We start from the raw sequence: 17,368 nt of genomic DNA, 5'->3' as shown, positions 1-17,368 counted from the left end.
TATTAGAGGAACTGGGAGACAGAAATATATCAGTATGTAAGGAATTGACCAAATTATATGAAAATATAAATAGAGGAATTTTATCTGAAGTTATAAAATATTATGAGGCAAATGAGCCTCGAGGAGAATATGTGCTTGTAATAGCTGGCAAAAGTGACGAAATGATTGAAAATGAAAAAAAGTCAGTTTGGTTAGGGCTAGGAATTGCAGAACATATAAAAAAGTATATGGATGAAGGTGAGTCTAAAAAAGATGCAATAAAAATGGTTGCTAAAGATAGAAAAGTGGCTAAAAATGAGATTTATAAATATTCGGTAGACTTATAATATCACATAATATGATTTTATGTGTAAATATTGGATTATATATTTCCTAAAAGATAAGCATATTAAAGGATATGATAAAAAAAATACATATTTCGCTCTGCACTAGGGTTAAAAAAGATAATCGTGTAATAAATAATCATTTCAAGGATATATGAGGGTTGTGGTATAGTGGTGTTTAGTGTTATAGTTGTAGACATTGCATAGAGAAAGATAGTAATTAAAGATAATCCACATAAAAAATGAAATATACATATTATACGAGGGGGAATACGGGTGCATAAGAAAATACTGTGTGTTGTAGCATCGCTACTTATAACTTTAACAATTGGACAAAATGCATTAGCTGACCCAAATCTGGATGCTCAAAAGAGCTCGGCTCAAGGGAATTATAAACAGGGACAAGATGCGCTTAGCGCAGCTAACAAAAAAGCTAGTGACATAGAAGCTAAAATGGAGGGCCTTGATAACCAAATACAACAAGGTTTGACTAAGGTAAGTACAATTAATAATCAGATAGGAAGCAAACAAACAGAAATAGATAATGATCAAAAGACTATGGAGAAAGCACAAGCGGATATAAAATCAGAGCAAGACCTTTACAATAAGAGAATGAAGGTTATGTACACTCAAGGAGGTACAGGCTATTTAGAGGTTTTATTGGATTCAAAAGGAATAGGCGATTTTATTTCAAAAGTTGATATAATTAAACAAATAACTAAAAACGATAATAAGACAATTTCTGCATTAAACGATAGAACAAAAGAAGTAAAACAGAAAAAAGATGCTGTTGAATCAGAAAAACAAACACTTGTCTCTTTAAAAGCTGATGCTCAAAAACAAGTTGATTCTACCAATGCTCAAAAAGCAGCCCAAGCTCCATTAATGGCAGCGGCTAAAGCTTCAGAAAATTCAGCACAGCAATTAAGCGATTCAGCTAAAGCACAAATAGCAGATATAGATAAAAAAGTTACTGCATTAAAGGTAGCCCAGGATGCCAGCGCTGCAAGTGCTAAAAGCACAGCTAGTGCAGCAAGCGTTACAAGCGTAAATAGAGGCGGTAGTGGTGTAACGGGTAATATTTCATCTGATGCTATAGTTACTTATGCAGCAAGCTTTAGAGGGGTTAATTATGTATGGGGCGGAACAACTCCTTCAGGATTTGACTGTTCTGGTTTTGTTCAGTATGTTTATGCTCATTTTGGAGTATCTTTACCTAGAACAAGTCAAGACCAATTTAAAGTTGGAACACCAGTAGATAGGGCAAATCTTCAAGTTGGAGATTTAGTATTCTTCCATGATGATGGAAGTGGTCCAGGACATGTTGGAATGTATATAGGTGGAGGATTAATGATAAACGCTCCTCACACTGGGGATGTAGTTAAGATAGCACCAGTTGGAAGTAATGGATATTGTGGTGCTAGAAGAGTTAGATAGAACAGGGACAAGACATACGTGATAATTTAAGAGAATTTTTTTATGGAGGTGTAGGTAGCTTTGTTTAAACAAGGCAGCCTACACCTCTTTATTGAGGTGTTTTTATACCTCAATAAGGAAAAATCTCCTATAATCCGTGTTTATAGAAATTTGAGCAGTGATTTTTTACTACTATGAAAAAGCATGATTTTATAGTATAATACATGTATCGGTCGAAATCGGTAACATATGAGAGGTAATGTATTTAGCTTTACGAAAATTACATGTTGTGAATAGATACAGGGATAGAATTTGCTTGAGGATATGATATATTTAGTGTACAATATAAGAAATTATACAATTTATGAGAATTTCCAATTCATATTATAAAAAAATCAGGGAGATGATGTTTTGCATAAAAAAGTTTTATCTGCGATTATGGCTTTAGGGTTAGTATTGGCTACAGGTGCTCAAGTTATGGCAGACCCAGCACTAGATAGTCAAATTAACAGCTCTAAAAGCAAGTATGATCAAAGTCAAAGTACTTTATCGGTAGCAGAAAAAAAATATAATGACCTACAAGTCAAAGTTCAAACATTAGACGAGAAGATATCACAAAATATGAATGACATAGATGGAATTAACAAAAAAATGGACAAGCTACAAGTTGATATGGATGCAACGCAGTCAAGTATAAATAAGGCTGAGAGCGATATAAATGGTCAACAAGCTAAATATAATGAAATGATGAAGGCTACATATGCAAATGAAAGTAGTGGTGGAAACCTAAATATTCTCTTGAGTTCCAAAGGGTTAAACGATTTCATTTCAAAAATTGAGATTATAAAAAAATTAAAAGAATATGATAACAAAGTAATAGCAGATTTAAAACAAAGGAAAGAAGAAGTTCAAAGCAAAAAGGATTCCCTTATAGCAGACAAAGTAAATCTTAGTGCATTAAAGGATCAAAGCGAGAAAAAAATAGCTGATTTGGATAATCAGAAGGCACTGATTACACCTTTGGTAGCAAGTGCTAAAGCGGAGCAAGATGTAGCCATGGCAACTTCATCAACTTATAAGGATCAGGTTGATGCGTTAAATAAACAATCACAGAATATGAAAGCAGCGGCATTGGCATTAGTAGCACAATCAGCAAAAGCCACTGCTAGTGTAAATAGAGGTGGATCATATACAGGCGGTAATTCAGTAATTAGTTATGCATCACAGTTTATTGGAATATATTATAAATCTGGAGGTTCAACTCCAGCGGGGTTTGACTGTTCAGGCTTTGTACAGTATGTATATTCTCATATGGGTGTGTCAATAGATAGAACGACCTATACCCAAATAAATGATGGAGTTCCAGTGACAGGCGCTCTGCAACCTGGAGATTTAGTATTCTTTGGTAATCCAACTTCTCCACATCATGTTGGTATTTATGTTGGTAATGGGCAAATGATAGATTCTCCGCAAACAGGAGAAACTATAGGGATACATAATTTATATAGTGATTATTCAGCTGCTAGAAGAGTGCAATAAAAAGAAAGTTGTACCACTGTAGAAAATTTTCTACAGTGGCACAACTTTCTTTTTATTGCATTTTATTTTTCAGACTTTAATATTTCTAAACAGTTTTTACATATATTTTTACCTTTGTAGTTAACAACATCTCTTGCGTCACCGCAGAATATGCATGCTGGTTCATATTTCTTTAAGATGATTTCTTCACCATCTACATAAATTTCCAAAGCATCTTTTTCTGCTATACTTAAAGTCCTTCTTAATTCTATTGGAATAACTATTCTTCCAAGTTCATCCACTTTTCTTACTACACCTGTTGATTTCATTTTACATTCCTCCTTAAATTACATTGTTCGACAAATTCTACAATTAAATAATATCAAAGTTTACAGATAAAGTCAATGTTTTTTTCATAATTCGTTACAAATATCTTATAAAATTCCATCCAAAGTCAATATACTACCAAATAATAGAAATGTCAATAAATTTGTATTGTTTTAAATTTTCGTAACATGGCGGTATCACTGAGGTTTCATATAAATACATAGAAAATTAATGATTTGTTCAAGGATATGAGAACTATAAAATAAAAGTAATATTATGTATATTTAATTTTAAATTGTCGAAAATCTATATAAAACATTGTAATATTATAATAAATGAAAGAAGTCTTTCATAAAAATTTGCCAGTTATTAATTTTTTGAACAAGTTATCAACATGTTGATTGTGGATAATGTGGATAAATGTAATTACGAATTTATAAACAGTGATGTATCAAGGAAAGTGGTTATTTATACACTTATGCACAGATTCTGTTGATAAAAATTTTAAAACTGTGGACAAGTGTTGACAATGTGGATAACTTTTTGTATAAAAATCATTTTAACTTAAAAATTTCATTTGTCATAATTTTAAATACAGTTGAATTATATTAACAATATATTTATATATATATTATAAAAATATATTGAATTAATAAGTAAATACTTATATTATAAGATTTGGTGTTACAATATAGTGTATGCAATAAATAATGTGGGAGTTAAGTTTTTTAAAATTGAAGAATAATTTAGAAGGTGATAATTAAATGGAAATCTATATGGATAATAGCGCAACAACTAGACCGTATAAAGAGGTAATAAATGAAATGGTAAATGTGATGGAGAATTATTATGGAAATCCTTCGTCTGCATATAGTTTAGGACTAGCGGCTGAAAAAAAATGTAATGAAGCTAGAAATGTAATAGCTAAAACTATAAATGCATCCAAAGAGGAAATAATATTCACATCTGGTGGTAGTGAAAGCAATAACTTTTTATTAAAGGGTTTTGTACACCCAGGAAGTCATTTAATAACTACAAAGATGGAACATCCAAGTATAATTAACACATGTGAAGAACTAGAGAGAGAAGGCGTAAAGGTTACATATTTGGATGTGGATGATCAGGGTCATGTTGACTTGAATCAGCTAGCAAATTCTATTACAAAAGAAACAGAAATGGTAAGTATTATGCATGCTAACAATGAGTTTGGAGCAGTACAAGATTTATATAAAATCGGTAAGATAATTAAAGAAAAAAGCAGTAGAGCAAAATTTCATGTTGATGCAGTACAGAGTTATGGAAAACTTCCTATAGATGTTCGTAAATTTAAAATAGATCTCTTATCAGCCAGTGGACATAAGATACATGGACCTAGGGGTATTGGTTTTGCATATGTTAAAAATGGACTAGAACCTAAGGCACTTATAAATGGTGGTGGTCAAGAAAAAAATTACAGATCAGGCACAGAAAACCTTGCGGGGATTTGCGGTATGGCGAAAGCGGCTAACATAATGTATAGTAATAGAGATGATAATTATAAAAAGGTAAGTAGCATAAAAAAATATTTTATAGATAAACTTAAGGGTATTGAGGATATAAGGATAAATAGTGGATCAGGTGAGGATTATATTCCACATATACTTAATGTTTCATTTAGAGGAGTAAGAGCAGAGGTTTTGCTTCATCTTCTTGAGGAAAAAAATATTTATGTTTCAAATGGATCTGCTTGTTCTTCTAAGAAAAATAAAATGAGTTATGTACTAAAATCAATAGGATTAACTCCTAAAGAGATAGAAGGAGCAATAAGATTTAGCTTTAATGAGGATAATTCCTTTGAGGAAGTTGATTATACTATAGAAATTCTAAATAAGAGTCTACAAATGTTAAGGAGATTAAAAAGATGAAAAAATTAGTGCTTGTAAAGTACGCTGCAGAAATATTTTTAAAGGGATTAAATAAAAACAAGTTTGAAAAAAAATTGATGAATAATATGAAAAAGTCGCTTGTAGGTTTGGATTTTGAATTTATAATTGACCAAGGCAGATGCTTCATATATTCAGAAGATTTAGATGAACTAGTAAATAGACTTAAAAAAGTATTTGGGATTGCAGAGGTATGTATAGTAACTGAAATTGAAACAGATATGGAAAATATAAAGCTAGAAGCTCTTAAAGCACTTAATGAAAGTGGAGCAAAAACATTTAAGGTTGAAACAAATAGAGCAAACAAAAATTTTTCAATCAGTTCCATGGAGATAAATAGAACTGTGGGATCATATATATTAGACAATTCGGAAGGTTTTTCAGTTGATGTTAGAACACCGGAGTGTAGAATAAATATAGAAATCAGGGGTAAAACTTATATATATTCCAAGAGAATAAAAGGAATAGGTGGAATGCCATATGGTACTAATGGTAAAACACTGTTAATGCTTTCAGGTGGAATAGATTCACCAGTGGCAGGATATATGATGGCAAGACGTGGAGTGGATCTTAGATGCGTATATTATCACAGTCATCCATATACAAGTGAAAGGGCAAAGGAAAAAGTAAAAGAGCTAGCAAGGATTCTTAAAGGATATACGGGAGATATTACTCTTTACATTGTTCCCTTTACAGATATTCAAATGGATATAATGGATAAATGCAGAGAAGATGAGCTTACAATTATTATGAGAAGGTTCATGATGAGGGTGGCATGTAAAATTGCAGATAAATATGGAATTCAATCCGTGGCAACAGGTGAAAGTATTGGTCAAGTAGCTAGTCAAACCATGGAAGGCCTGGTTGTTAGTGATGATGTTGCTGATAGACCTGCATTTAGACCACTTATAGCTTTTGATAAAATAGATATCATGGATACAGCAAGAAAAATAGGAACTTATGAAACATCTATTTTACCTTATGAGGATTGTTGCACAATATTTGTAGCTAAACATCCAAAGACAAGACCGGTGTTAAGTGAAATAATTAAATCTGAAAGTGTAATGGAAATAGATAGACTTGTAGATGAGGCTGTAGAAGGTATGGAAATCCTTAGGGAAGAACTTTAAATTAGTGACAAGTTAAGGTAATTAAAGTTTGTCTTGGGCCAAAATAAAATAAAAAAAGTGGCAGGTAGATTTGTGTAAACAAATCTACCTGCCTTCTTTGAAGATTTTTAACTCTTAACTGAATTTGTCATGCTCGTTCCACATTTTCATATTCAGATGCGGCAAAATTAAAATCAGTTTCATCTGTAATTTCACCATATTCGTCTTCAGAAATTTTTGGATAAAGATATAAGATAAAACGCTCTCTATCACTAACATTTTCTATAACTATATATCTCTTATCATTTGTAGCATTTTGAATTATTGCCATTATCTCATATCTGTCGTCTATGCCTGTCTTATTATTAACCAATTCAATTATAGAATCTTCTGAACCATCAAAGAAAGCTAAATTGGTTTTCTGGTGATCACAAGAACCAACATGCGCTCCATTTCTGCAGCCATTACAACTATCAAATTTGCATACAGCCATGCATTTTAAGCATTCACATTTTGAGCATTTTTCTAGTTGGTTAAACGCTTCATGGTGATCCTTTTTGAAATCTTTAAGTATTCCAGTGTATTTGTCACCATTAAAAAGGTTTCCGAAGAAGCCTTTTTCCTTATCCTCTGATTTAGCAGCATCTAAAAGCTCTATATATTTTTTTAACAAGGGTTGTCTTGAAACATATTTTCTGTTTTTAAGAATGTCTTTGTCTAAAAAATCTTGTATTTCATCTATAGCAAAAGCTATATCAGAATAAATTTTCCCATAATAACTTTTTTCACTTGAAATAAATTCTTCTGTCTTACTCATAATATCACCTATTATTGATTTTTATATTTTTCTAGCTCGGGGTCAATTGCTGAATTTGAAGAAATTGGAGTTGCTCCAGTTTTGTATTTTGCAAGTTCATCATCAAGACTTACTTCACCAAGTTTTTCAAATTCTTTGTCTAGAGTGTTATCTTCTTGTAAATCTCCAAGACCTTCAGCTAAAGCTTCTTTTTTCTCGATTTTTCTTTCAATATCATCTAAATTGATTTTATTTGAACCAGCATTAACATTTGAAAGAACTTCATTAACTTGTTTGCTTGCTTCTGCGTTACTATACCTTGCGGCAGCTTCATCTCTATAAGTTCTAGTTTTTTGAATCTCTTCTTCTAGTTCTCTAAGTTTTGCCTTTATTGCCTGAGCTTTTGTTGAAGCTTCTTGATAACTAGTTGTTAAGCTCTGAACTGATTTATCTGCTTCAAGTTTTTTAGCAAGAGCTCGTTTTGCTAAATCGTCATTACCTACTTTTACAGCAAGTTTTACTTTTTCATCAAAATCTTTTGACTCAAGCTTTGCTTTTTCAAGTTTCTTTTCTGTTTCATGAACATTACCAAGAATTTGAGCTGATGCAACCTTTGCATCATTTAATGTTTTATCCATGTCTCTTACCTTTTGATCTAAAAGTTCTATTGGATTTTCAATGTCATCAATTGCAGTATTTACCTTTGCCTTAAAAATGTTTGATAATCTGTTTACTACTCCCATAATAAAATCCTCCTCAAATTTTTTATCTTCTATGCTTTTTGAACATTCTGTAAATGATAACAACAATTATGATTAAAAATATTATCTTAAAAAAAGATATACCCCCACCATAACCACCGTAACCATAACCACCGCCACCGCCAAAGAACGGTATGAAGAAAAAAGAATTTCTTGTGGAACTTCTGGTGCTACTGGATTTACTATTTCCAAATAAACCACCTGTACTCTTGGTACTACTACTTCCACTACTAGTGCCTGAAGAACTTTTGCTAAAACTGCCACTACCAGAACTCGATTTGCTACTAAAACTGCCACTGTGGCTTCCACCTCTAGATGCCGCATATATTACTGTTTGCTTGTTCATAGCGGTATAACCTGAAATACTAGGTAGCATTACGTTATAAAAAGTGAATGCAAAAGTAAAAATTAAGCACAATAGCAATTGTCTTTTATTTTTAATTGGGAAGCACCTCCTTATAATAGAAAAAACATATACATTCATTATATAGTATTTTCTCTGAATAAGTAACATGAATTTATTATAAGTTATTTTATACTATATAACAACATCTAAAATACCACTTATCCAAGCACTATAATCTTTTAAACCACAAATTATCGGTATTATCTCTTAGTATCATCAATTATCTTCGTTTAACGATAGATTATAGTAAAATAATGTATTAACAATAACTTGTAATAAGTTTTTATATAACGTATAATAGTGGTAAAGTAATAATGTAATGTAGGAATATCAAGTTATTTTACAATTAGGAGGTGTTTATTTTGGATGATATTAAATTTACTATAGGGGATATAAAAGAGATTGCAAAAGAAGTATCTCAAAATAGTGTTATTCCATATGATGATTTACCTAGATATGATTTGTTCCTGTCTCAAGTTACAGATTATTTAAATGATAAGTTTTCTGGTGAAAAGTATACAAATAATATAATTCAAAATTATATAAAAAATGAAGTTATTTCAAAACCTGAGGATGGAAGAAAACGAGGGTATACAAAAGATCACTTAACACAACTTTTATTACTAAGTTTTATGCGTCCAGTTTTAACAACGGATGAAATTAAAAAGGTGTTTAAATTAGCTTTTAATGAAATTAACGATGGTGAAGATGATATAATATCTTGGGAACTTGCATATAAAACTTTTTCTGGCATACAAAAAGAAAGTTATGACAAATATTCAACTAAAGAATACTTTAGTGATAAAAAGTTTAAAGAAATTGCAGAAGAAGCAAAACTTAAAGACTCAGATAAAGAAAAGATAATGGTATTTTTGACTGTTATGAATTTAATAGCAGAAGCAAGTGTTATTAAAAACATAGCAAAAAAAATAATTGACGAGTATCTTTCTGAAAAAAGTTAGGAAAACTTTAATGAAGATAAAATACTGGCAGTTTTTTCAATATGCTAAGGTCTATTGCAATGCAAAGGATTATTAGGTACAATAAAATAGAAATAATTGAATATGAAAGTTTTAAATGCGGGGGAGCCATTTTGGCTGAGAAGATAAAATCTGACCCTTAGAACCTGATTTCGGATAATACCGGCGGAGGAAGCATGGTGCTGTTAATAATAAAATGTACTGCTTCGAGCAGTACATTTTTTTTGTTGGCGTTTTAAGGACATCGCTTCATCAGGATGTCCTTATATTTTTTGGAGGTGTTTTATTATGAAAAAAGTTTTAACAATAGCAGGTTCTGATAGCTGTGGTGGAGCTGGAGTGCAGGCAGATTTAAAGACAATGAGTGCCATAGGAGTTTATGGTATGAGCGTTATAACAGCAGTTACGGCTCAGAACACTATGGGAGTTTTTGATGTTTTAGAAATAGATAAGAGTATGGTAGCAAAACAAATTCAATGTATTTTTGAGGATATTGAAGTAGATGCCGTAAAAATAGGGATGGTTTCAAATGCTGAGATTATTAATACTATTGGTGAATGTTTGATCAAATACAAAGCTAAAAACATAGTTATAGATCCTGTTATGGTATCCAAAAGTGGATATTTTCTACTAAAAAAAGAAGCAATAAATGAAATGAAAAATTTAATTTCAATGGCTGATGTTGTAACGCCTAATATACCAGAAGCAGAAGTTCTATCAGGCATCCATATAACAAGTGAGGATGATATGAAAAGATCAGCAGAAATTATTGCTAAATTAGGAGCTAAAAGTGTACTTGTAAAAGGGGGACACAGATGTAATGATGCCAATGATATTTCGTTTAATGGTAAGAAATTTATTACACTAGAAGGAGAAAGAGTTAATACAAAAAATACTCACGGTACAGGATGTACACTATCTTCTGCTATAGCGTCGTTCCTAGCTAAAGGATTTAGCCTTGATGAGGCTTTGAGTCTTTCAAAAAAATACATAAATGAAGCAATTAAAAATTCCTTCTCCATTGGAAAAGGAGTTGGACCTGTAGGACATTTTATTGATCTATATAAAAAAGGTGGAATTAAATATGAATAAAATTAAAAATTCCTCTATGTTTTTTTTATGGGCAGGAGCTGCAATTTCTATAACGGAAATATATACCGGTGGAATCATAGCACCCTTAGGAATTATTAAAGGGATTTCTGCAATACTTATTGGACATATTATAGGAACATTGTTTTTAGCATTTGGTGGATACATATCTTTTAAAGGCAAAAAGAATGCTATGGACAAGGTGAAGGACTCTTTTGGAGGTTATGGAACAAAAGTCGTATCAATTTTAAATGTATTGCAACTTGTAGCATGGTCTGCGATTATGATTATTCAAGGTGCCAGGGTGGTAAGCGCCCAGATAAAAATACCATTAAGTATATCCATATTTGCTGTGGGAATAATAGTATTTTTATGGTCATTTTGGTTTAATAACTATACTAAAAAAGTAAATGATATTTCAGTAATAATACTTATAGTAATATGCATTTTAATGTTTTTAGGCATTCACCGCGGAACTGGGAATATAAAAATTGGTGGAAGTGTAAGTTTTACTACGGCCATTGAAATGGCAATAGCTATGCCGGTTTCTTGGTTACCACTTATAGGCGATTATTCAAAAGATGGTAAAAGCGGAAAAGGTGTGTTTTTATCCAGCTTTTTTGGATATTTTATTGGAAGCATATTAATGTATGCTTTGGGACTTTATATAACTGTATTCACAGGTATGGATATTATACAATTTTTATCATCAAAAGGTATAATTGCGTCATTAATAGTTCTTTTAGCGACAGTAACAACTACCTTTGTTGATATATGTTCCGCTGCAATTTCATCTAAGCAAATTTATAATTATAAGGATGAAAATCGAGTAACATTTGTGTTTTGTTTAATATCGATCTTGATAGCCTTTGTGTTTCCAATGGAAAACTATCAAAATTTCTTATTGATAATCGGAAGTGTTTTTGTTCCAGTATATACAGTTGTTATTATAGATTATATATTAAAGAGAACATGTAAATTAAACATTAATTTTATAGCTGCTTTCTCAGCTATATTTGGAGTTATTGCTTATAATTACTTTACCAACAATAATTTAGGAATACCTACAGTCTTTACTTTTTTATCCGTGATGATTGTGTATTATATAGGAACACTACTTCAAAGCAAAATCGGTAAATATAGCTTTAAAATTTGAAACGTTTATTAGGTAAGCAAATGTAGCTATCACATGTTTCAAATTTAAATTAATGATAAAAAAATACCAGGGGGTTATATTATGATAAACAAAGTTTCTAATGTAGTAACAAAATTAAGGGATAGGGTGCCTTTAGTACAGGCAATAACAAATTATGTTACTATTAATGATTGTGCCAATATACTTTTAGCCTTTGGGGCATCACCTGCCATGTGTGAAGCCTATGATGAGAGCTATGAATTTGCAAAAATAGCAAATGCTCTTTATTTAAATGTTGGAACACTTACAAAGGAACAAGAGGCATCATCTATAATGGCTGCAATATCAGCTAAGAATAGCAATGTTCCAGTAGTACTGGATCCAGTGGGCTGTGGTGGTATTAAAAGAAAGATGGGTGTTATTAATAAAATATTGGAGCTTGGAAGAGTTGATGTAATAAAAGGTAATATTGGCGAAATAAAATTTTTGGCAGGACAAAGCGCACTTCTTAGAGGTGTGGATTCAATAGATAACGGTGAAGGCATAGAGGAAGCCGTAGTAACTCTTGCAAATAAATACAATTGCACAGTAGCGGCAACTGGAGAAATAGATGTGATTTCCGATGGAAAAAGGTTAGCTGTAATTAGTAATGGAGTTAACCTATTAACTAGAGTGACAGGTGCAGGTTGTATGCTTGGTGCACTTTGTGCAGGTACTATAGGAGCAGAGGAAGATAAATTTATAGCAACCTGTGCAGCAGTAATTGCCATGGGAATTGCAGGGGAAAAGGCTTATGAAGAGGCTAAAAAACCAGGTAGTTTTAGAGTAAAGCTAATAGATGCAATTTATGATGTAGATGAAGAAGACATTAAAAAATTGGCACAGGTAGAGTTTAAAGTAATTGATGCAAAGTAAGTCATAATATCTATTAGTTTTTTAAGATAATTAAATAAGAAAGGGAGATTGTCATGAAAATTGATTATAGTTTATATTTAGTCACTGACAGGAGCTTTTTAAAGGATAAAAGTATAGCGGAATCCGTTGAAGAAGCAATAAAAGGTGGAGTTACATTAGTTCAAGTGAGGGAAAAGGATGCATCATCTAGGGATTTTTACAAGGTAGCACTTGAAATAAAACAAGTTACAGATAAGTATAAAATTCCACTTATAATAGATGATAGAATAGATATTGCTGAGGCTGTTGACGCAGCAGGAGTTCATCTTGGACAAAGCGATTTGCCATTAAAAAAAGCAAGAGAAATATTGGGCAAAGATAAAATAATAGGTATTTCTGTAGGTAACTTATCTGAGGCAAAAGAAGCGGAAATTGGTGGGGCTGATTATGTTGGAATAGGTACTATATTTTTTACAGGAACTAAAAAGGATATTAAAACTCCAATAGGATTAGAAGGATTAACTGAAATTGTCAGGAGCATAAATATACCTTCGGTTGCTATTGGTGGAATAGACCAATGTAACGTTAAGAAAGTTATGAGGTCCGGAACTAATGGCGTAGCAGTAATATCTGCAATACTTGGAAGAGAAAATATACAAAAAGCTGCTGAAGAGTTTAAAATCATATAATATGATAAAGTAGTTTTAAGGGTAGAGTAACATTTTCTACTCTTTTTCCATTTTATGAGGTATAGCTTTTATAATGGTAGCTTTGCAGCATACAATTAATGATTTAATAGTATTTACAATATTTTTGCATAATCATGTGAAGTTTACTTCACACACATGAAAAAATAGTATATAATAGAATTAATAATGTGAAAGAAACTTCACATAGATATAGAGGTGCTTCCTAAATGAAAAATCGACTAAGTGAGTTAAGACATGAAAATAAATTAACACAACAAGAGCTAGCTGAAAAGGTAAAAGTTACAAGAAGAACTATTATATCAATTGAGAGTGGAAAATATAGCCCTTCACTGGAATTGGCATTTAAGCTAGCCGATTTCTTTCATTTGACTATAGAAAAAATTTTTTTATATAAGGAGGAATGAACATGCTTGTTTTAAAAAAAGGTAAGTTATATCCAGCAGTATTGATGTGTGTTTTAAGCATTTTAATTGCAGCAGTAGTAAATTTATTTAATTTAAACCTAAGCGGTGATATGTGTGACTTTATTAATGGAATTGTTTTTGGGGTTAATATTGTAGGATTATCATATATTGTACTTTGGTTAAACAAAGGTAGTAGGGCAAAGCTTGAAATTTTGGCTAATGATGAAAGAAACAAAAAGGTACAGCTAATGTCACTGAGTATTACTGTTCTAATAAGTTTTTTCGTTTTTATTATTTTAGGAATAACACTTGCTATACTAAATTATAGTAACTATGGTAAAATGTTTATTGGAGCAGCTCTTTTTGAAGAATTACTAGCATTTATTTGCTGGATGATTTTATATAGATTTTTATAAAATATGCTAAGGGGGTTATTTTGTGATAGAAGTAATGAATCTTTCTAAACAGTTTAAGGACGTAAAAGCAGTGGACAACTTGAATTTTACTATAAATGATGGCGAAATAGTAGGACTACTAGGAGAAAATGGAGCTGGGAAAACTACTACGCTAAGAATCATATCCACTATGATTAAGTGTACTGGGGGAACCGTAAAAGTAAATGGTGTTGATATTAATAAAGAATCTAGTAAAGTTAGAAGCCAGATTGGAATACTTTTTGGTGGTGAAGTAGGTCTTTACGATAGACTTACTGCAAGAGAGAACATAAGATACTTTGCAGAGTTAAACGGCATGACTAAAGACGCAGCAGATGAAAGTATAAAAAATCTAAGTGAAGAGCTCCAAATGACTGAATATATGGATAGAAGGATTGGTAAATTTTCCCGAGGAATGAAGCAAAAAGTGGCTATAGCTCGTTCAATAGTACACGAACCAAAGGTTATACTTCTAGATGAACCAACAGCAGGACTTGATGTTTCTTCCTCAAGGCTAATTCACGATTTTATTAAAAATTGTAAAAAACAAAATAAAGCCATTGTTTTTTCAAGCCATTCCATGGAAGAAGTGCAAAAATTATGTGACAGAATAATAATAATTCACAAAGGAAAAATGGTGGAGCAAGGAACTATAAATGAATTGAAGGCAAAATATAATAGTGATGATATGGAACAAATATTTATGAATTTGGTAGGTGATAAAAATGAATAACACAATAATAACAGTTTTTAAAAAAGAAATTAAAGATTTATTTAGAGATAAAAAAACAATGATTATGAGTATTCTTATACCATTATTACTTTTTCCAGTTATTTTTGGAGTTTTAGGCAAAAGTATGTCAAGTTCTAAGGATACAGTTCAAAATAATCTTAAAATTGCTATAGTTGATAAAGGAGACAGCTCTTTAGGAAAATTTATTAAAGCTCAAAAAAACATAAAAATTAAAACTTCAAATAACATTAAAAGTGATATTAAGTCAGGAAAGTTATATCTAGCTATTGAAATACCAAAGAATTTTGATGAAAATGTAGGAAGCGAAAATACAAGTGACATAAAAATTACATATGATAATTCTAGTCAAGATTCGGAGACTGCCAATGCAATAATAAATTCCGATATTGATGTCTATTCAAAGACAGTAGTAAATACAAGACTTCAAAAAAGAAATATTAATACATCCATATTAAGTCCTATAAAAGTAGATAAGACAACAATTGTAAATGAAGGCGATGGTGCTTCTAAGATGATATTGTCCATGCTGTTACCACTAATGCTAGTATTATATAGTTATGCAGGTCCATTGTCGGCAGCAATTGACCTTGGTGTTGGAGAGAAGGAGAGAGGTACATTAGAACCACTATTAACAACAAGAGCAGGAAGACTGTCCTTATTATGGGGAAAGTTTTTTGCTATAACGGTTGTAGGATTAATATCAACTATAGCATCGTTAGCTGGTATTTTAATTGCTATAAAAGAAAACGGTGGCGCATTCGGAGGTAGTGCAGGTATGGGAGCAATGACAGGCATAGGAATTAGTGCTCCTTCACTAGTTATAATTGGAATACTAATAGTTTTTTTAACCATGGCTTTTGGAGCATTAGAACTTGCAATAAGTATATATGCAAGATCTTTCAAAGAGGCGAATACTTATGCTTCACCTTTGATGGTATTAGTTATAATACCTGCATATGCAACTTTTGCACTGGATGCTAAGAACATACCTCTTATGTATTTTAATATACCAATTGCCAATGTGGTGTGTGTATTAAAGGAACTTATTGCGGGTATATATAATTATAGCCATATAGGTATTACAGCAGGTTGGATTTTAGTATATGTTGTTGCTTGCATACTATTTGCAAGATTTATGTTTAGTAAGGAAGAAGTAATTTTTAGAACTTAAAAATCAAGAACAATGGAATAGAAATACTTAATGCATAAGGAAAGAATAAACTAGCATATTTATTAGTTTATTCTTTCCTTATGTGTTTTTCTACTAATAAACAAACCATTACATAAAAAGATTTATATAATAGTTGAAATTATATGAATTGAATAGTATAATTATACATAATGATGAATAATTATAAAATTATTGGATGGTGAAATTAATGATAGATTTAAAAAATAAAAGTTTCCTAACCCTTAAGGACTTCTCAAAAGAAGAAATAGAATATTTTGTTGATCTAGCAGCAAAACTTAAATGGGATAAAAAAGCAGGCAAAGAGGTACAAAAATTAAAAGGTAAAAATATTGTTTTGATTTTCGAAAAGGATTCAACAAGAACAAGATGTTCTTTTGAAGTTGCGGCAAATGATCAAGGTGCACATACAACCTATATAGGAGCGGAAGGCTCACAAATCAGCAAAAAAGAATCCATTAAGGATACAGCAAGGGTTTTAGGAAGAATGTTTGATGGTATTGAATTTAGAGGATATGAGCAAAAGGTAGTTGAAGATTTAGCCCAGTATTCAAAGGTACCAGTTTGGAATGGCCTTACAGATATAGACCACCCAACTCAAGTTTTAGCCGATTTTCTAACTTTAAAAGAGCATACAGACAAACCTTTAAACCAGATGAAATTGACTTATTTAGGAGATGGAAGAAACAATACCGCTAATTCACTTATGATTGGTGCTAGTAAGGTAGGAATGGATCTTAGAATAGCGGCCCCTGAAAGTCTTCAACCACAAAAGGAACTTGTAGAACTATGTAAAAAGTATGCTGAGGAAAGTGGAGGTAAAATAACTATTACAAGCGATGTAGACCAAGCTGTTTTAGGGGTAGATGCATTATACACGGACATTTGGGTTTCTATGGGTGAGGATGAAAATGTTTGGAAAAAAAGAATAGAAATGTTATTGCCTTACCAAATAAATATGTCGCTTATAAAAAAGACTGGCAATAAAAATGTTAAGTTTATGCATTGTTTACCATCTTTTCATGACTTTAAAACAGAAACAGTACAAGTGTTATACAAAAAATATGGAATTGAACCTTTTGAAGTAACAGATGAAGTATTTGAAAGTGAGCACTCTGTTGTATTTGATGAAGCAGAAAATAGAATGCATACTATAAAAGCGGTTATGGTAGCAACTTTATCAAGTTAAGAGTTAATGAAG

The 17,368-nt window shown here is 31.4% G+C and carries 18 protein-coding genes, 1 pseudogene and 1 riboswitch; of the genes and pseudogenes, 15 read left to right on the top strand and 4 right to left on the bottom strand.

What is annotated here, in order from left to right:
- From BR66_RS25995 to BR66_RS0108315, 3 genes and pseudogenes are all read left to right on the top strand, one after another.
- Positions 1 to 326: pseudogene (locus BR66_RS25995) on the top strand (16S rRNA (cytidine(1402)-2'-O)-methyltransferase); the annotation flags it as partial.
- A gap of 273 nt (positions 327 to 599) precedes the next feature.
- On the top strand, positions 600 to 1,760 hold the full coding sequence (locus tag BR66_RS0108320; protein ID WP_026882509.1) for a C40 family peptidase: 1,161 nt from the start codon (positions 600 to 602) through the stop codon (positions 1,758 to 1,760).
- A gap of 390 nt (positions 1,761 to 2,150) precedes the next feature.
- A complete protein-coding gene (locus BR66_RS0108315; RefSeq protein ID WP_026882508.1) occupies positions 2,151 to 3,278 on the top strand; it encodes a C40 family peptidase in 1,128 nt (375 codons plus the stop codon).
- A gap of 62 nt (positions 3,279 to 3,340) precedes the next feature.
- On the opposite strand, the gene BR66_RS0108310 is transcribed toward BR66_RS0108315, so the two are convergent.
- Positions 3,341 to 3,586 (bottom strand): AbrB/MazE/SpoVT family DNA-binding domain-containing protein, encoded by a 246-nt coding sequence (locus BR66_RS0108310; RefSeq protein ID WP_026882507.1) that lies wholly within the window; start codon positions 3,584 to 3,586, stop codon positions 3,341 to 3,343.
- Between the two features lie 762 nt (positions 3,587 to 4,348).
- On the opposite strand from BR66_RS0108310, the gene BR66_RS0108305 reads away from it, so the two are divergent.
- Together BR66_RS0108305 and thiI are read left to right on the top strand one after the other, a co-directional pair.
- Positions 4,349 to 5,488 carry a cysteine desulfurase family protein gene (locus BR66_RS0108305; RefSeq protein ID WP_026882506.1) on the top strand — a complete coding sequence of 380 codons (1,140 nt, stop codon included), beginning with the start codon at positions 4,349 to 4,351 and terminating at the stop codon, positions 5,486 to 5,488.
- Positions 5,485 to 6,636, top strand: a complete 1,152-nt coding sequence (gene thiI / locus BR66_RS0108300; protein WP_026882505.1) for a tRNA uracil 4-sulfurtransferase ThiI — start codon at positions 5,485 to 5,487, stop codon at positions 6,634 to 6,636. Before BR66_RS0108305 ends, thiI begins: the two co-directional genes overlap by 4 nt.
- A gap of 127 nt (positions 6,637 to 6,763) precedes the next feature.
- Here thiI and BR66_RS0108295 read toward each other — a convergent pair whose 3' ends face one another.
- The 3 genes from BR66_RS0108295 to BR66_RS0108285 form a co-directional block, all read right to left on the bottom strand.
- On the bottom strand, positions 6,764 to 7,432 hold the full coding sequence (locus BR66_RS0108295; RefSeq protein WP_026882504.1) for a hypothetical protein: 669 nt from the start codon (positions 7,430 to 7,432) through the stop codon (positions 6,764 to 6,766).
- Between the two features lie 11 nt (positions 7,433 to 7,443).
- Positions 7,444 to 8,154, bottom strand: coding sequence for a PspA/IM30 family protein (locus BR66_RS23430; RefSeq protein ID WP_051624147.1), 711 nt, complete (start codon positions 8,152 to 8,154; stop codon positions 7,444 to 7,446).
- Between the two features lie 81 nt (positions 8,155 to 8,235).
- Positions 8,236 to 8,469, bottom strand: coding sequence for a hypothetical protein (locus BR66_RS0108285; RefSeq protein ID WP_026882503.1), 234 nt, complete (start codon positions 8,467 to 8,469; stop codon positions 8,236 to 8,238).
- A gap of 471 nt (positions 8,470 to 8,940) precedes the next feature.
- Here BR66_RS0108285 and BR66_RS0108280 point away from each other — a divergent pair, with 471 nt between their 5' ends.
- From BR66_RS0108280 to argF, 10 genes are all read left to right on the top strand, one after another.
- Positions 8,941 to 9,540: a DUF1836 domain-containing protein gene (locus tag BR66_RS0108280; protein WP_026882502.1), complete on the top strand. Its 600-nt coding sequence runs from the start codon at positions 8,941 to 8,943 to the stop codon at positions 9,538 to 9,540.
- 109 nt (positions 9,541 to 9,649) lie between these two features.
- A riboswitch (TPP riboswitch) is annotated at positions 9,650 to 9,749 on the top strand.
- A 97-nt stretch (positions 9,750 to 9,846) separates the two neighbouring features.
- A complete protein-coding gene (thiD, locus tag BR66_RS0108275; protein ID WP_026882501.1) occupies positions 9,847 to 10,650 on the top strand; it encodes a bifunctional hydroxymethylpyrimidine kinase/phosphomethylpyrimidine kinase in 804 nt (267 codons plus the stop codon).
- The gene (gene cytX / locus BR66_RS0108270) at positions 10,643 to 11,803 is read left to right on the top strand and encodes a putative hydroxymethylpyrimidine transporter CytX (RefSeq protein WP_035795767.1); all 1,161 of its coding nucleotides are present in this window, start codon (positions 10,643 to 10,645) and stop codon (positions 11,801 to 11,803) included. The genes thiD and cytX overlap by 8 nt, the downstream gene beginning before the upstream one ends.
- Before the next feature lie 81 nt (positions 11,804 to 11,884).
- On the top strand, positions 11,885 to 12,697 hold the full coding sequence (thiM, locus tag BR66_RS0108265) for a hydroxyethylthiazole kinase (RefSeq protein WP_026882499.1): 813 nt from the start codon (positions 11,885 to 11,887) through the stop codon (positions 12,695 to 12,697).
- A 53-nt stretch (positions 12,698 to 12,750) separates the two neighbouring features.
- The gene (thiE, locus tag BR66_RS0108260; RefSeq protein WP_026882498.1) at positions 12,751 to 13,365 is read left to right on the top strand and encodes a thiamine phosphate synthase; all 615 of its coding nucleotides are present in this window, start codon (positions 12,751 to 12,753) and stop codon (positions 13,363 to 13,365) included.
- Positions 13,366 to 13,592: 227 nt separating this feature from the next.
- Entirely contained in the window at positions 13,593 to 13,790 is a 198-nt protein-coding gene (locus BR66_RS0108255; protein WP_026882497.1) for a helix-turn-helix transcriptional regulator, read from the top strand.
- Positions 13,791 to 13,792: 2 nt separating this feature from the next.
- Positions 13,793 to 14,206 (top strand): hypothetical protein, encoded by a 414-nt coding sequence (locus BR66_RS0108250; RefSeq protein WP_026882496.1) that lies wholly within the window; start codon positions 13,793 to 13,795, stop codon positions 14,204 to 14,206.
- A 22-nt stretch (positions 14,207 to 14,228) separates the two neighbouring features.
- Positions 14,229 to 14,957 (top strand): ABC transporter ATP-binding protein, encoded by a 729-nt coding sequence (locus BR66_RS0108245; RefSeq protein ID WP_026882495.1) that lies wholly within the window; start codon positions 14,229 to 14,231, stop codon positions 14,955 to 14,957.
- Complete coding sequence (locus BR66_RS0108240; protein WP_026882494.1) at positions 14,950 to 16,149, top strand: ABC transporter permease; 1,200 nt, start codon at positions 14,950 to 14,952, stop codon at positions 16,147 to 16,149. The genes BR66_RS0108245 and BR66_RS0108240 overlap by 8 nt, the downstream gene beginning before the upstream one ends.
- Before the next feature lie 208 nt (positions 16,150 to 16,357).
- Complete coding sequence (gene argF / locus BR66_RS0108235; protein WP_026882493.1) at positions 16,358 to 17,356, top strand: ornithine carbamoyltransferase; 999 nt, start codon at positions 16,358 to 16,360, stop codon at positions 17,354 to 17,356.
- The last annotated feature ends 12 nt before the right edge of the window (positions 17,357 to 17,368 follow it).

Origin of the sequence: Clostridium akagii DSM 12554 (assembly GCF_000686725.1) — a bacterium.
In the GTDB taxonomy this organism is placed as follows: domain Bacteria; phylum Bacillota; class Clostridia; order Clostridiales; family Clostridiaceae; genus Clostridium_I; species Clostridium_I akagii.
This window is presented reverse-complemented; position numbering and strand designations above follow the sequence as displayed.

What these genes read in the sequence shown, in the direction of transcription:
- BR66_RS23430 (WP_051624147.1), bottom strand. Translation starts at nt 8,154, where the DNA reads ATGGGAGTAGTAAACAGATTATCAAACATTTTTAAGGCAAAGGTAAAT.
- thiM (WP_026882499.1), top strand. Translation starts at nt 11,885, where the DNA reads ATGATAAACAAAGTTTCTAATGTAGTAACAAAATTAAGGGATAGGGTG.
- BR66_RS0108295 (WP_026882504.1), bottom strand. Translation starts at nt 7,432, where the DNA reads ATGAGTAAGACAGAAGAATTTATTTCAAGTGAAAAAAGTTATTATGGG.
- thiD (WP_026882501.1), top strand. Translation starts at nt 9,847, where the DNA reads ATGAAAAAAGTTTTAACAATAGCAGGTTCTGATAGCTGTGGTGGAGCT.
- BR66_RS0108255 (WP_026882497.1), top strand. Translation starts at nt 13,593, where the DNA reads ATGAAAAATCGACTAAGTGAGTTAAGACATGAAAATAAATTAACACAA.
- argF (WP_026882493.1), top strand. Translation starts at nt 16,358, where the DNA reads ATGATAGATTTAAAAAATAAAAGTTTCCTAACCCTTAAGGACTTCTCA.
- BR66_RS0108305 (WP_026882506.1), top strand. Translation starts at nt 4,349, where the DNA reads ATGGAAATCTATATGGATAATAGCGCAACAACTAGACCGTATAAAGAG.
- BR66_RS0108310 (WP_026882507.1), bottom strand. Translation starts at nt 3,586, where the DNA reads ATGAAATCAACAGGTGTAGTAAGAAAAGTGGATGAACTTGGAAGAATA.
- BR66_RS0108250 (WP_026882496.1), top strand. Translation starts at nt 13,793, where the DNA reads ATGCTTGTTTTAAAAAAAGGTAAGTTATATCCAGCAGTATTGATGTGT.
- cytX (WP_035795767.1), top strand. Translation starts at nt 10,643, where the DNA reads ATGAATAAAATTAAAAATTCCTCTATGTTTTTTTTATGGGCAGGAGCT.
- thiI (WP_026882505.1), top strand. Translation starts at nt 5,485, where the DNA reads ATGAAAAAATTAGTGCTTGTAAAGTACGCTGCAGAAATATTTTTAAAG.
- thiE (WP_026882498.1), top strand. Translation starts at nt 12,751, where the DNA reads ATGAAAATTGATTATAGTTTATATTTAGTCACTGACAGGAGCTTTTTA.
- BR66_RS0108240 (WP_026882494.1), top strand. Translation starts at nt 14,950, where the DNA reads ATGAATAACACAATAATAACAGTTTTTAAAAAAGAAATTAAAGATTTA.